General features: G+C 56.6%; 13 protein-coding genes and 1 pseudogene. 7 read left to right on the top strand and 7 right to left on the bottom strand.

What is annotated here, in order from left to right; translation table 11 throughout:
- Positions 1-229: 229 nt before the first annotated feature.
- The 3 genes and pseudogenes from EIP93_RS17050 to EIP93_RS17040 all read right to left on the bottom strand — a co-directional run bounded on the left by EIP93_RS17050 (position 230) and on the right by EIP93_RS17040 (position 1,369).
- Positions 230-576: pseudogene (locus EIP93_RS17050) on the bottom strand (SymE family type I addiction module toxin).
- On the bottom strand, positions 573-902 hold the full coding sequence (locus EIP93_RS17045; RefSeq protein ID WP_011094923.1) for a SymE family type I addiction module toxin: 330 nt from the start codon (positions 900-902) through the stop codon (positions 573-575). The pseudogene EIP93_RS17050 and the gene EIP93_RS17045 overlap by 4 nt, the downstream one beginning before the upstream one ends.
- A 71-nt stretch (positions 903-973) precedes the next feature.
- Positions 974-1,369 carry a helix-turn-helix domain-containing protein gene (locus EIP93_RS17040; RefSeq protein ID WP_011094922.1) on the bottom strand — a complete coding sequence of 132 codons (396 nt, stop codon included), beginning with the start codon at positions 1,367-1,369 and terminating at the stop codon, positions 974-976.
- 112 nt (positions 1,370-1,481) lie between these two features.
- Between EIP93_RS17040 and EIP93_RS17035 the strand changes: the two genes are divergently transcribed.
- Entirely contained in the window at positions 1,482-4,361 is a 2,880-nt protein-coding gene (locus tag EIP93_RS17035; protein ID WP_125233007.1) for a DNA primase, read from the top strand.
- A 33-nt stretch (positions 4,362-4,394) separates the two neighbouring features.
- On the top strand, positions 4,395-5,429 hold the full coding sequence (gene xerC, locus EIP93_RS17030; protein ID WP_011094920.1) for a site-specific tyrosine recombinase XerC: 1,035 nt from the start codon (positions 4,395-4,397) through the stop codon (positions 5,427-5,429).
- Here xerC (EIP93_RS17030) and EIP93_RS23000 read toward each other — a convergent pair whose 3' ends face one another.
- Entirely contained in the window at positions 5,430-5,564 is a 135-nt protein-coding gene (locus EIP93_RS23000; protein ID WP_257982551.1) for a hypothetical protein, read from the bottom strand. It abuts the gene before it with no gap.
- A gap of 233 nt (positions 5,565-5,797) precedes the next feature.
- On the opposite strand from EIP93_RS23000, the gene EIP93_RS22780 reads away from it, so the two are divergent.
- The 3 genes from EIP93_RS22780 (at position 5,798) to EIP93_RS17020 (ending at position 7,247) form a co-directional block, all read left to right on the top strand.
- Positions 5,798-6,169 carry a hypothetical protein gene (locus EIP93_RS22780; protein ID WP_164498002.1) on the top strand — a complete coding sequence of 124 codons (372 nt, stop codon included), beginning with the start codon at positions 5,798-5,800 and terminating at the stop codon, positions 6,167-6,169.
- A gap of 284 nt (positions 6,170-6,453) precedes the next feature.
- Positions 6,454-6,813, top strand: a complete 360-nt coding sequence (locus tag EIP93_RS17025) for a hypothetical protein (protein WP_080735477.1) — start codon at positions 6,454-6,456, stop codon at positions 6,811-6,813.
- Between the two features lie 2 nt (positions 6,814-6,815).
- Entirely contained in the window at positions 6,816-7,247 is a 432-nt protein-coding gene (locus tag EIP93_RS17020; protein WP_039494437.1) for a hypothetical protein, read from the top strand.
- A 68-nt stretch (positions 7,248-7,315) separates the two neighbouring features.
- Here the strand turns inward: EIP93_RS17020 and EIP93_RS17015 are convergent, their stop codons facing one another.
- From EIP93_RS17015 to EIP93_RS17005, 3 genes are all read right to left on the bottom strand, one after another.
- Entirely contained in the window at positions 7,316-7,660 is a 345-nt protein-coding gene (locus tag EIP93_RS17015; RefSeq protein WP_011094928.1) for a SymE family type I addiction module toxin, read from the bottom strand.
- Entirely contained in the window at positions 7,657-7,986 is a 330-nt protein-coding gene (locus EIP93_RS17010; RefSeq protein WP_011094923.1) for a SymE family type I addiction module toxin, read from the bottom strand. The genes EIP93_RS17015 and EIP93_RS17010 overlap by 4 nt, the downstream gene beginning before the upstream one ends.
- Before the next feature lie 71 nt (positions 7,987-8,057).
- Positions 8,058-8,453: a helix-turn-helix domain-containing protein gene (locus EIP93_RS17005; RefSeq protein WP_011094922.1), complete on the bottom strand. Its 396-nt coding sequence runs from the start codon at positions 8,451-8,453 to the stop codon at positions 8,058-8,060.
- Positions 8,454-8,565: 112 nt separating this feature from the next.
- On the opposite strand from EIP93_RS17005, the gene EIP93_RS17000 reads away from it, so the two are divergent.
- The gene (locus EIP93_RS17000; protein ID WP_125233006.1) at positions 8,566-11,451 is read left to right on the top strand and encodes a DNA primase; all 2,886 of its coding nucleotides are present in this window, start codon (positions 8,566-8,568) and stop codon (positions 11,449-11,451) included.
- Positions 11,452-11,484: 33 nt separating this feature from the next.
- Complete coding sequence (gene xerC / locus EIP93_RS16995; RefSeq protein WP_125233005.1) at positions 11,485-12,528, top strand: site-specific tyrosine recombinase XerC; 1,044 nt, start codon at positions 11,485-11,487, stop codon at positions 12,526-12,528.
- Positions 12,529-12,604 lie beyond the last annotated feature (76 nt).

The following is a 12,604-nucleotide window of genomic DNA, read 5'->3' as shown; positions in this document are numbered from 1 at the left end:
TGAAAATTAATATAAAAAAGCCGGAAGCGATCACACGATCCTTCCGGCTTTTTATTTTTATCGGCTTGTCCTATTACGCCAGCATAGTGCCATGTTCTGCCTGAAGGGTTATCTTACCGGGCCAGTATATTTTTAATTATGAGGGCCAAGATGGATGGAAAAGGGGAGGCACATCATTTTTCGATCGATGCCTGATTAGGCAGTATTTTATTTTTAGCTGTCAGTGTTATTACGCCAGCATATTCCCCACCTCTGCCCGAATGGTAATTTTACCGGGCAGCACCTCAATACTTAACGGCTGGCCGAGTAACCCGCTTTGGGTGAGCCAGTCGCCCGCCAGGGTCAGTTCTACGTTGTCACTTACCCAGTCAGCACCCCTTCCGTCTCGTTGCCGTCGAGTTCAGCCATCAGGGCGGCGATATCGGTGTTCTCGTCCAGTCGCGTCAGTACCAGCCCGTTACGGTAGAGACGGATACGGAACAGGGTGTAGGCGGTAAAGCCCGCCTGCGCCAGTTCATCGCCCGTTAGCGTCAGCTCCGGCAGGTCACCGTTCTGCAATGCATAACCCATACTCATCGTGCCGTCTCCACGTTCAGGCCGCCGGGAAAGCGGTTCAGCCATTGGGTTGCTGCGCGTTCATCAAACGGGGCGATGCTGAGGGCTTGCAGGTTGCCCCACAGTTCATGGATATCCTGCGTGGTGATGACGATGCAGCCGGGCATGATGCGCAGCCGGAGCGGTTGCCCGGTGGTAAATCCGGCGTCCTTGAGCCACTGCCCGGCGATGTTGATGGCGGGGGTAGCGTGGTTGCCCTTGATGGGGCGATAGCCAACGCGGGTAAAGCGTTCGGCCTGAGCGATTTTAAAAACGGTGGTATCTGGCGTAGAATGCGTGTCAGCCATGGTCAACTCCTTCCAGTTGGTTGTGGTGAGCGGCTGTTACAGGTTGCCTCCTGTAGCAGTCGCGTTATCGTTTACGACTCTTCTGTCTTACCAATCACGTTATCCAGAATCTCCGACACCAGTTTTTGCTTTGCCCTGGGTAATCGGCTGATAACGTCTATCTGTTGCTCAAGACGCGAAACTGGCCCGCGCTTGCTGCCCTGCCGGGTTGCAGGCAATCCGAGCAGTTCATCCAGTGACAGGCTAAGGATCTGCGCGAGTTGCGGTAATAACGCCGCAGAAACCTTGAGCCTCCCGCCTTCATAGTGCGCCATTGTCTGCTGGGCAATGCCTAACTGTTCAGCCAGTTGCTGCTGAGTCAGTTGCTGGGCTTTACGAGCCAGCGCAATCCGCGTACCGAGTTCCTTAAAGAATGTCTCGTCTTTAGTGTTCATGGCTTGTAGCTGTTGTCTGGTTAACATTGCCATGAGAGTACCTCGTGTTTTTGATAACTCAGTTGACAATACTCTATAATGGAGTACTCTGCAACGGAGTTATTTATACTCTTTTACTATTGACAGGCTTTTAGAGGAAACGCATATGGCACGCATCCCCGAATCTGAGTTGCAGCACCTGAAAGCCGCCGTGCCGTTAGTGGAGGTGGTGCGTGCTCAAGGGCGCAAGGTGGTGAAGCGCGGTAAAGACTTCGTGGTGCTGTGCCCGTTCCATCAGGAAAACACGCCATCGTGTGTTATCAGCCCGGAGAAGAACCTTTATCACTGCTTCGGCTGTGATGCCGGCGGCTCGGTGCTGGACTGGGTGATGAAGACGGAAGGGTTAAGCCTGCCGCATGCGGTCGATAAGCTGCGGGGTGAACTGGGCAGTGTGCCCGCCGCTGAGCCGTTGCCGCCCGTTAGCGATATCGCTAATGAACAGGAAAGGCAGGCGTTACTGCATCGCGTTACCGCGTTCTATCACCATACGCTGCTTAATGCGCCGGAGGCCATCGCCTATCTGGAAAAGCGCCGCCTCAATCATCCTGAGTTAGTGGCGCAGTTCCGCTTGGGGTTCGCTAACCGGACGCTGGGCTATCGCCTGCCATCGAGCAAACTGAAAGACGGAGCAACCGTTCGCAGCCAGTTGCAGGCCATCGGCGTGCTGCGTTCATCCGGCCATGAGCATCTGGCGGGTTCATTAGTGGTGCCGGTTATCGATATGAGCGGTCAGGTGCGGGAGCTGTACGGGCGCAAGGTGGGCGACCGTCTGCGTGCGGGTACGCCGAACCACCTGTATCTGCCGGGGCCACACGGCGGGGTGTGGAACGAGCAGGCACTGGTAGCGAGTAAATCAGTCATCTTATGTGAGTCGTTAATCGATGCGATGTCGTTCTGGGTGGCAGGCTACCGCAACGTGACGGCAGCGTATGGCGTGAATGGCTTTACTGATGAGATGCGCAAAGCCTTTATCGGGCACGGCGTAAAACAGGTGTTGATCGCGTTCGATAACGATACGGCAGGGGATGACGGCGCGGTGAAACTGGCCTCGTCTCTGGTTGCTGAGGGCATCACGCCGTTCCGTGTGGTGTTCCCGTCCGGCATGGATGCGAACGAGTACCTGTGCAAAGTCTCCGAGCCGGAGCAGGCGTTCCGTGCGGTGGTAGAAGGCGCAATGGCGATGGGGGAAGCGGTGAACGCTGAACCTGAATCTGTGCCACAGCCTGAAAAACCGTCTCAATCAGCCTCTTCCTTAGCTGCGGGGGTTGTGGTTGAAGCGTTGCCGAACGGTGAGCTTGAGATAGCGTTATCCGGTCAGCAGTGGCGCATCCGGGGGATGGCGTCGGTGAAAGCGGGCAGTGGCGTGATGAAGGTGAACGCGCAGGTCATCGACACGGCCAGCGGTGTGGTGTTCGCGGACAGCGTGGACATGATGAGCGCCCGGAGCCGTGCGGGGTATGCGCGGTTAGCGGCCAGTGAGTTAGGGCTGGCCGAAAGTGATGTTAAACGCAGTCTGGGTCGGGTGCTGCTGGCACTGGAAGCGCACCTGAGCCAGCCGGAAACCCACAGCGAAGCCACACAGGATATGACCGATGAACAGCGGGATGCGGCGCTGGCGTTGCTGCGTGACCCGAATCTTATCGGCAGGCTGACGGATGACCTTGCCGCCTGTGGCGTGGTGGGGGAGTCCACTAACTTAGTGGCGGGTTACTTAGCGGCGGTGTCGCGCAAGCTGGACAGGCCGTTAGCGGTGTTAATCCAGTCATCCAGTGCGGCGGGGAAATCCAGCCTGATGGACGCGGTGCTTAATCTTATCCCGCCGGAAGAGCGCTTACAGTACAGCGCGATGACAGGCCAGAGCCTGTTCTATCTGGGTGAAACCAATCTCCAGCATAAAATCCTCGCCATCGCGGAAGAGGAAGGGGTACGGCAGGCGGCGTATGCGCTGAAGCTGTTGCAGTCGGATGGTGAGTTAACCATCGCCAGCACAGGCAAAGATGATGCCACAGGCAATCTGGTGACGAAACAGTACACGGTGAAAGGCCCGGTGATGCTGATGTTAACGACCACGGCCATCGATGTGGATGAGGAGCTGCTGAACCGCTGTCTGGTTCTCACCGTGAACGAATCCCGCGAACAGACCGAGGCTATCCACGCGTTGCAGCGGCATAAACAAACGCTGGAAGGGTTGCTGATGGAGAACGAGAAAGGTTATCTGACGGAGCTTCACCAGAATGCGCAGCGACTGTTACGCCCGCTCAAGGTGGTGAATCCGTTCGCCTCACAGCTTACCTTCCTGAGCGACAAAACAAGAACCCGGCGCGACCATATGAAGTACCTGACGTTAATCCAGTCTATCGCGCTGCTGCACCAGTATCAGCGAGAGGTGAAGACGGTAGAGCATCGCGGCACGGTTATCGAGTACATCGAGGTGGAACGGTCGGATATCGTGTTGGCGAATCGGTTAGCGCACGAGATATTAGGCCGCACACTGGATGAGATGCCGCCGCAGACAAGGAAGCTGTTGCTGTTGATACAGGGGATGGTGAACCAGTTAGCACATACGCAGAACAAAAAGCCGGGCGAGGTGCGCTTTACGCGGCGGGATATCCGCAACGCGACCCAGTGGAGTGACAGCCAGCTAAAGCTGCATTGCCTGCGACTGGCGGAAATGGAGTACCTGTTGGTTCATGGCGGCAGCCGGGGACACCTACTGCAATACGAGTTGTTGTGGGATGGCGCGGTGCCGGAAGGGGCGCACCTGTGCGGGTTAATCGAGCCAGAAACCAGTAAAAAGGATGAGTACGACTCACGCAAGTCTGGGTCTGATGGAAGCAAGTCGGGGTCAAGTCTGCCTCAAGTCGGGGCTAAGTCTGGGTCAGAAAAACCGCGCAAAGCCGCAGCCGATAAGGGTTCAGCTGTCGCAAGTCGGGTTAACGGCAAAAGCACTGTTCCGGTAAAGAAAAATCGCCGCATCACATCGTAGTTCCCTTCTTCTTATCCCGCAGGACGCGCCGCCATGACCAAGCCGAAAGCCCCGACACCGCAAGCCCTTTACCTTAGCTGCCTGTCGCAGACGTTACGCCAGTACACTACCGCTTACCTCGAACACCTGACCGCCACGAACCACAGCCCGCGCACAGTGGAGGCGTACAGTGAACGGCTGCGACCGTTCGTGACGTGGTGCGAGGAAAGGGGACTGACACAGGCGGCACAGGTGAGCCTGTCGGTGCTGGAAGCGTATCAGCGACACCTTCATGGCTACCGCAAAGCAGATGGTAAACCGCTGGCACAGGGTGGTCAGCTTAACCGCCTGTCAGCGATACGCGGGCTGTTCCGCTGGCTGCTGCAACGGCACCATATCCTGTACAACCCCGCCGAGCAGATAACACTGCCGAAAGCGGAGAAACGGTTGCCAGCGCAGATACTGAGCGAGGAAGAAACGGAAGCGGTGATGGAGGCGCAGGACACCGACACGCTGACCGGGTTACGTAACCGCGCGGTACTGGAAATGCTGTGGAGCACGGGGCTAAGGCGGTCAGAGCTGTCCGGGCTAATGCTGGCCGATGTGGATGTGGGGCGCGGGGTTCTGGTGGTCAGACAGGGTAAGGGGAACAAAGACCGGGTGGTGCCGGTTGGCCTGCGGGCGCTGGTCTGGGTACAGCGCTATCTGGACGCGGTAAGGCCGCGACTGACGACCAAGCACGACAGTGGCTACCTGTTCGTGACGATATGGGGCAAGCGGCTGGCACGGTCAACGCTGACGATACTGGCAGGCCGGGCAATACGGGATGATGCGCATCTGAAAAAGGCCGGGGCGTGTCATGTGTTCCGGCACTCGATGGCAACACAGATGCTGGAGCGGGGCGCGGACACGCGGCACATACAAGCCATCTTAGGCCATGAGAAGCTGGAGACGACGCAGATATATACCCGTGTGGCTATCGGTCATCTGAAACAGGTGCATGAGAAGACGCATCCGGCAGAGCGCAAGCCCCGACGCCGGAAGAAACGCAAACCGGACGAACCTAAGCCGGACGCAAAAGAAAAGTAGCTAACTCCCTTCAAAGCCGCAGGGCGGTGCAGGGCAGAAAGCCCTCGTCCCTGCGGGCTTACTGCCTTGTTCAGCATCGGCACTCCGGCGGTAAATGTCGCCCGGCCAGCGCCAGACAACGGCGTTCTCTGTCATTAACGTTGCTGGCCAGTCGTCATTCAACATAATGTGGCATTACGCGAAAGCCGCTGAACGCGGCCAACGCGTAACGAACATTATGTCGGCGCCGTCTACCACAAGGGCGCGCTGCGGTCTTCTTCCATATCGGTGAGCGGCTGGCCGCCGGGGGTGGGTTCTTGGCGCGGTGTGGCGCACAGCTCGCAGGCTCGCTCTGCTGCGAACCTCAGCGTGCTTCCCTGGCTCTGACGGTGTGGCCGCCTTCCCTGGCGGCGCAGGCTCCGGCGTCAGCCTTCAGCAAACATCAACGTCAACAGAGCAAGGGTTGTCGGCCTGCGGCCTCCGCTAAAGGGCTTTATGCCCGCCCGGCTGCGTCTGGCTGCGCGGGGTCGCAGTCGGCAGGCTCCTTGCTCCTTCCCCGCTCGCCAGCTTCCGCTCCCCGCCCCGGTGTGGCGTGGTCATGCAAACCTGCCGCTCCCTCCGGCACGGTGCACCAGAGCGTCTCGGGGCGACGCTTGCGGACTCTTTGCCGCCCGCACCCGCAGAACCCGCCCGGCTTCCCCAAACGAGTTGCGGAAGTCGCGCGGGTTGCCGTGGTAAACCCCAAAAGACAAAACGACTAATGGCAGCGGCTGACGCCGCTGCTATGATGTGGCGCAGGCAGACAGGGACGTCACAGCATAGCGGTAGCGTGTCCGGGGCTAAAAGTGCGCGTCGGGGTGTTCGGGTTAAGACGGTGTTAAACTGGCGAAAAACGTGACTTAAAAAGCACGTTGCATCAATAGGTTAAGTACGCTAAAAAGTACGACCGTGTCGGGATCGTCCCTATGACCCGATAGGGTTAGCGGGAGGCAAAAGGGCATATGGTTATGTAAAAAATCCGCTCAGTTGGGTAGATCCTCTTGGGTTGACGCCCAAAGAGGGAAAAAATGGTTCTGATAAAGGCCCTGATAAAAAAAACTCAAGAGCAAAAATAAATAATATCGAGGATATCTTTGATAACCCGGATGTTCTTAAAGGACATACACCAGAATCATTAAAAGAAGAACTAGGTGGTATTCCAGAAGGTTGGAAGGCTGGGACAATGAATAAATCCAGAACAGAAGATGGCTTTACACTTCGCGAGTTAAATGAACGGGGTAATGATGTTACTGATAGATATATTCAGTATCACCCAGGGTCGCGAAGACATTATGACGGAGCACCATATTGGAAAGTGTCTTCTGGTAAAAATGGTACAGTTAGATTCCCTGCGGAGATCGATTGATTATGATAGATGTTAATGCGGAAATTATTCCATCAAAATCATTAGGTGGTATAACCCTAGGTGATAATATTGGATCTTATGAACAATTTTTTGAACGGTATGTTGTTAAATATGTTCAGGATGCATTGTTCTCAGTGAAATATAAAATCCCTAGTCACTATATTTCAATATCTGTAGATGTGCGTAATGGTGAGATTTATAAGGTTACTGCCCATCCTGGATATCAGGGGGGGATGCAAGGGATATATATTGGAGACTCTACTGAGAAAATACCGGATTCTTTTTTCTATGATGATTGTGATGAAGGGTATATGGATAAAAGTATGGATGGAGTTATTATCCAGACTGATATTGATGATCCGCTTCCAGACGAGTTAATTGATGCTAAGGTGGGTGAAATAGCTGTTTTTTTACCTAGTGTTTTTAAATTTTGATTTTTTGATAATAGCCGGAAGAGATCTAACGATCCTTCCGGCTATTTTATTTTTAGCAGCTTGTGTTATTACGCCAGCATAGCCCCCACTTCTGCCTGAAGGGTTATCTTACCGGGCAGCACCTCAACGATTAACGGCTGGTCGAGTAACCCGCTCAGGGTAAGCCAGTCGCCTGCCAGAGTCAGTTCGCCGTTATCGCTCACCCAATCCGCGCCTTCCGCTTCGTTGCCGTCGAGTTCAGCCATCAGGGCGGCGATATCGGTGTTCTCGTCCAGTCGCGTCAGTACCAGCCCGTTACGGTAGAGACGGATACGGAACAGGGTGTAGGCGGTAAAGCCCGCCTGCGCCAGTTCATCGCCCGTTAGCGTCAGCTCCGGCAGGTCACCGTTCTGCAATGCATAACCCATACTCATCGTGCCGTCTCCACGTTCAGGCCGCCGGGAAAGCGGTTCAGCCATTGGGTTGCTGCGCGTTCATCAAACGGGGCGATGCTGAGGGCTTGCAGGTTGCCCCACAGTTCATGGATATCCTGCGTGGTGATGACGATGCAGCCGGGCATGATGCGCAGCCGGAGCGGTTGCCCGGTGGTAAATCCGGCGTCCTTGAGCCACTGCCCGGCGATGTTGATGGCGGGGGTAGCGTGGTTGCCCTTGATGGGGCGATAGCCAACGCGGGTAAAGCGTTCGGCCTGAGCGATTTTAAAAACGGTGGTATCTGGCGTAGAATGCGTGTCAGCCATGGTCAACTCCTTCCAGTTGGTTGTGGTGAGCGGCTGTTACAGGTTGCCTCCTGTAGCAGTCGCGTTATCGTTTACGACTCTTCTGTCTTACCAATCACGTTATCCAGAATCTCCGACACCAGTTTTTGCTTTGCCCTGGGTAATCGGCTGATAACGTCTATCTGTTGCTCAAGACGCGAAACTGGCCCGCGCTTGCTGCCCTGCCGGGTTGCAGGCAATCCGAGCAGTTCATCCAGTGACAGGCTAAGGATCTGCGCGAGTTGCGGTAATAACGCCGCAGAAACCTTGAGCCTCCCGCCTTCATAGTGCGCCATTGTCTGCTGGGCAATGCCTAACTGTTCAGCCAGTTGCTGCTGAGTCAGTTGCTGGGCTTTACGAGCCAGCGCAATCCGCGTACCGAGTTCCTTAAAGAATGTCTCGTCTTTAGTGTTCATGGCTTGTAGCTGTTGTCTGGTTAACATTGCCATGAGAGTACCTCGTGTTTTTGATAACTCAGTTGACAATACTCTATAATGGAGTACTCTGCAACGGAGTTATTTATACTCTTTTACTATTGACAGGCTTTTAGAGGAAACGCATATGGCACGCATCCCCGAATCTGAGTTGCAGCACCTGAAAGCCGCCGTGCCGTTAGTGGAGGTGGTGCGTGCTCAAGGGCGCAAGGTGGTGAAGCGCGGTAAAGACTTCGTGGTGCTGTGCCCGTTCCATCAGGAAAACACGCCATCGTGTGTTATCAGCCCGGAGAAGAACCTTTATCACTGCTTCGGCTGTGATGCCGGCGGCTCGGTGCTGGACTGGGTGATGAAGACGGAAGGGTTAAGCCTGCCGCATGCGGTCGATAAGCTGCGGGGTGAACTGGGCAGTGTGCCCGCCGCTGAGCCGTTGCCGCCCGTTAGCGATATCGCTAATGAACAGGAAAGGCAGGCGTTACTGCATCGCGTTACCGCGTTCTATCACCATACGCTGCTTAATGCGCCGGAGGCCATCGCCTATCTGGAAAAGCGCCGCCTCAATCATCCTGAGTTAGTGGCGCAGTTCCGCTTGGGGTTCGCTAACCGGACGCTGGGCTATCGCCTGCCATCGAGCAAACTGAAAGACGGAGCAACCGTTCGCAGCCAGTTGCAGGCCATCGGCGTGCTGCGTTCATCCGGCCATGAGCATCTGGCGGGTTCATTAGTGGTGCCGGTTATCGATATGAGCGGTCAGGTGCGGGAGCTGTACGGGCGCAAGGTGGGCGACCGTCTGCGTGCGGGTACGCCGAACCACCTGTATCTGCCGGGGCCACACGGCGGGGTGTGGAACGAGCAGGCACTGGTAGCGAGTAAATCAGTCATCTTATGTGAGTCGTTAATCGATGCGATGTCGTTCTGGGTGGCAGGCTACCGCAACGTGACGGCAGCGTATGGCGTGAATGGCTTTACTGATGAGATGCGCAAAGCCTTTATCGGGCACGGCGTAAAACAGGTGTTGATCGCGTTCGATAACGATACGGCAGGGGATGACGGCGCGGTGAAACTGGCCTCGTCTCTGGTTGCTGAGGGCATCACGCCGTTCCGTGTGGTGTTCCCGTCCGGCATGGATGCGAACGAGTACCTGTGCAAAGTCTCCGAGCCGGAGCAGGCGTTCCGTGCGGTGGTAGAAGGCGCAATGGCGATGGGGGAAGCGGTGAACGCTGAACCTGAATCTGTGCCACAGCCTGAAAAACCGTCTCAATCAGCCTCTTCCTTAGCTGCGGGGGTTGTGGTTGAAGCGTTGCCGAACGGTGAGCTTGAGATAGCGTTATCCGGTCAGCAGTGGCGCATCCGGGGGATGGCGTCGGTGAAAGCGGGCAGTGGCGTGATGAAGGTGAACGCGCAGGTCATCGACACGGCCAGCGGTGTGGTGTTCGCGGACAGCGTGGACATGATGAGCGCCCGGAGCCGTGCGGGGTATGCGCGGTTAGCGGCCAGTGAGTTAGGGCTGGCCGAAAGTGATGTTAAACGCAGTCTGGGTCGGGTGCTGCTGGCACTGGAAGCGCACCTGAGCCAGCCGGAAACCCACAGCGAAGCCACACAGGATATGACCGATGAACAGCGGGATGCGGCGCTGGCGTTGCTGCGTGACCCGAATCTTATCGGCAGGCTGACGGATGACCTTGCCGCCTGTGGCGTGGTGGGGGAGTCCACTAACTTAGTGGCGGGTTACTTAGCGGCGGTGTCGCGCAAGCTGGACAGGCCGTTAGCGGTGTTAATCCAGTCATCCAGTGCGGCGGGGAAATCCAGCCTGATGGACGCGGTGCTTAATCTTATCCCGCCGGAAGAGCGCTTACAGTACAGCGCGATGACAGGCCAGAGCCTGTTCTATCTGGGTGAAACCAATCTCCAGCATAAAATCCTCGCCATCGCGGAAGAGGAAGGGGTACGGCAGGCGGCGTATGCGCTGAAGCTGTTGCAGTCGGATGGTGAGTTAACCATCGCCAGCACAGGCAAAGATGATGCCACAGGCAATCTGGTGACGAAACAGTACACGGTGAAAGGCCCGGTGATGCTGATGTTAACGACCACGGCCATCGATGTGGATGAAGAGCTGCTGAACCGCTGTCTGGTTCTCACCGTGAACGAATCCCGCGAACAGACCGAGGCTATCCACGCGTTGCAGCGGCATAAACAAACGCTGGAAGGGTTGCTGATGGAGAACGAGAAAGGTTATCTGACGGAGCTTCACCAGAATGCGCAGCGACTGTTACGCCCGCTCAAGGTGGTGAATCCGTTCGCCTCACAGCTTACGTTCCTGAGCGACAAAACAAGAACCCGCCGCGACCATATGAAATACCTGACGCTGATACAAAGTATCGCGCTGCTGCACCAGTATCAGCGGGAGGTAAAGCAGGTTGAGCATCGAGGTCAGGTTATCGAGTATATCGAGGTCGAGCGCTCGGATATCGTGCTGGCCAACAAACTGGCGCATGAAATCCTTGGTCGCACACTGGATGAAATGCCGCCGCAGACGAGAAAGTTGTTGCTGCTGATACAAGGGATGGTGAACCAGTTAGCGCACGCGCAGAGCCGGAAGCCGGGCGAGGTGCGCTTTACGCGGCGGGATATCCGCGAGGCGACCCAGTGGAGCGATAACCAGTTGAAAGTCCACTGTCTGCGGCTGGTCGAAATGGAATACCTGCTTATCCACGGCGGCAGTCGGGGACACCTGCTGCAATACGAGTTGCTGTGGGATGGGAACGGCAGCGATGAGAACACGCACCTGTGCGGCCTTATCGATCCGCCAGAAAACGATACAGGCAAGCAGTACGACTCATGCAAGTTGGGGGTTAAGGAAAGCAAGTTGGCCTCAAGTTGCCCCCAAGTTGGTGCCAAGTTGGAAGGAGGAGAATCCCGCCAAGCCACGCCGGATAAGGGGTCGTTAGTCGCAAGTGGCGATAAGGTGAAAAGCACTGTTCCGGTAAAGAAAAGTCGCCGCATCACATCGTAGTTCCCTTCTTCTCACTTCGCAGGACGCGCCGCCATGACCAAGCCGAAAGCCCCGACACCGCAAGCCCTTTACCTTAGCAGCCTGTCACAGACGCTGCGCCAGTACGCTACGGCTTATCTCGAACACCTGAACGCGACGAACCACAGCCCGCGCACGGTGGAAGGGTACGGTGAACGGTTGCGCCCGTTCGTGACGTGGTGCGAAGAGCGTGGCATGACGCAGGCGGCACAGGTGAGCCTGTCGGTGCTGGAAGGCTATCAGCGCTATCTCGGTGGTTACCGCAAAGCGGATGGGAAACCGCTGGCACAGGGTGGTCAGCTTAACCGCCTGTCCGCAATCCGTGGGCTGTTCCGGTGGCTGCTGCAACGGCACTATATCCTGTACAACCCAGCAGAGCAGATGACATTACCGAAAGCGGAGAAACGGCTTCCTGCGCAGATACTGAGCGAAGAAGAAACCGAGGCGGTGATGGATGCGCAGGACACCGACACGCTGACGGGGTTACGCAATCGCGCCGTGCTGGAAATGCTGTGGAGTACGGGGCTACGGCGGTCAGAGCTGTCCGGGCTGATGCTGGCCGATGTGGATGTGGGGCGCGGAGTGCTTGTCGTCAGACAGGGAAAGGGGAATAAAGACAGAGTGGTGCCGGTTGGCCTGCGTGCGCTGGTCTGGGTACAGCGCTATCTGGATGCGGTAAGGCCGAGACTGACGACGAAACACGACAGTGGCTACCTGTTCGTCACGATATGGGGCAAGCGGCTGGCACGGTCAACGCTGACGATACTGGCAGGCCGGGCGATACGGGATGATGCACACCTGAAGAAAGCGGGCGCGTGTCACCTGTTCCGGCACTCGATGGCAACGCAGATGCTGGAGCGGGGCGCGGACACACGACACATACAAGCGATACTCGGCCATGAGAAGCTGGAAACCACGCAGATATACACCCGTGTGGCTATCGGTCATCTGAAACAGGTGCATGAGAAGACGCATCCGGCAGAGCGCAAGCCGAAAGCGAGGCGCAGAAAGAAACGCAAGCCGGACGCCACGGTATCGCCGGACAGCCCGAAAAAGTAGCTGGTTCCCTTCAATATCGCGGTACGGTGTCTGGCAAAAGGCGCGCCGTCCGTGGCGCACCTCTTGCCTTGTTCAG

It is taken from the genome of Pectobacterium versatile, assembly GCF_003932035.1.
GTDB lineage: Bacteria > Pseudomonadota > Gammaproteobacteria > Enterobacterales > Enterobacteriaceae > Pectobacterium > Pectobacterium versatile.
This window is presented reverse-complemented; position numbering and strand designations above follow the sequence as displayed.

What these genes read in the sequence shown, in the direction of transcription:
- EIP93_RS17045 (WP_011094923.1), bottom strand. Translation starts at nt 902, where the DNA reads ATGGCTGACACGCATTCTACGCCAGATACCACCGTTTTTAAAATCGCT.
- EIP93_RS17040 (WP_011094922.1), bottom strand. Translation starts at nt 1,369, where the DNA reads ATGGCAATGTTAACCAGACAACAGCTACAAGCCATGAACACTAAAGAC.
- EIP93_RS17035 (WP_125233007.1), top strand. Translation starts at nt 1,482, where the DNA reads ATGGCACGCATCCCCGAATCTGAGTTGCAGCACCTGAAAGCCGCCGTG.
- xerC (WP_011094920.1), top strand. Translation starts at nt 4,395, where the DNA reads ATGACCAAGCCGAAAGCCCCGACACCGCAAGCCCTTTACCTTAGCTGC.
- EIP93_RS23000 (WP_257982551.1), bottom strand. Translation starts at nt 5,564, where the DNA reads ATGACAGAGAACGCCGTTGTCTGGCGCTGGCCGGGCGACATTTACCGC.
- EIP93_RS17020 (WP_039494437.1), top strand. Translation starts at nt 6,816, where the DNA reads ATGATAGATGTTAATGCGGAAATTATTCCATCAAAATCATTAGGTGGT.
- EIP93_RS17015 (WP_011094928.1), bottom strand. Translation starts at nt 7,660, where the DNA reads ATGAGTATGGGTTATGCATTGCAGAACGGTGACCTGCCGGAGCTGACG.
- EIP93_RS17010 (WP_011094923.1), bottom strand. Translation starts at nt 7,986, where the DNA reads ATGGCTGACACGCATTCTACGCCAGATACCACCGTTTTTAAAATCGCT.
- EIP93_RS17005 (WP_011094922.1), bottom strand. Translation starts at nt 8,453, where the DNA reads ATGGCAATGTTAACCAGACAACAGCTACAAGCCATGAACACTAAAGAC.
- EIP93_RS17000 (WP_125233006.1), top strand. Translation starts at nt 8,566, where the DNA reads ATGGCACGCATCCCCGAATCTGAGTTGCAGCACCTGAAAGCCGCCGTG.
- xerC (WP_125233005.1), top strand. Translation starts at nt 11,485, where the DNA reads ATGACCAAGCCGAAAGCCCCGACACCGCAAGCCCTTTACCTTAGCAGC.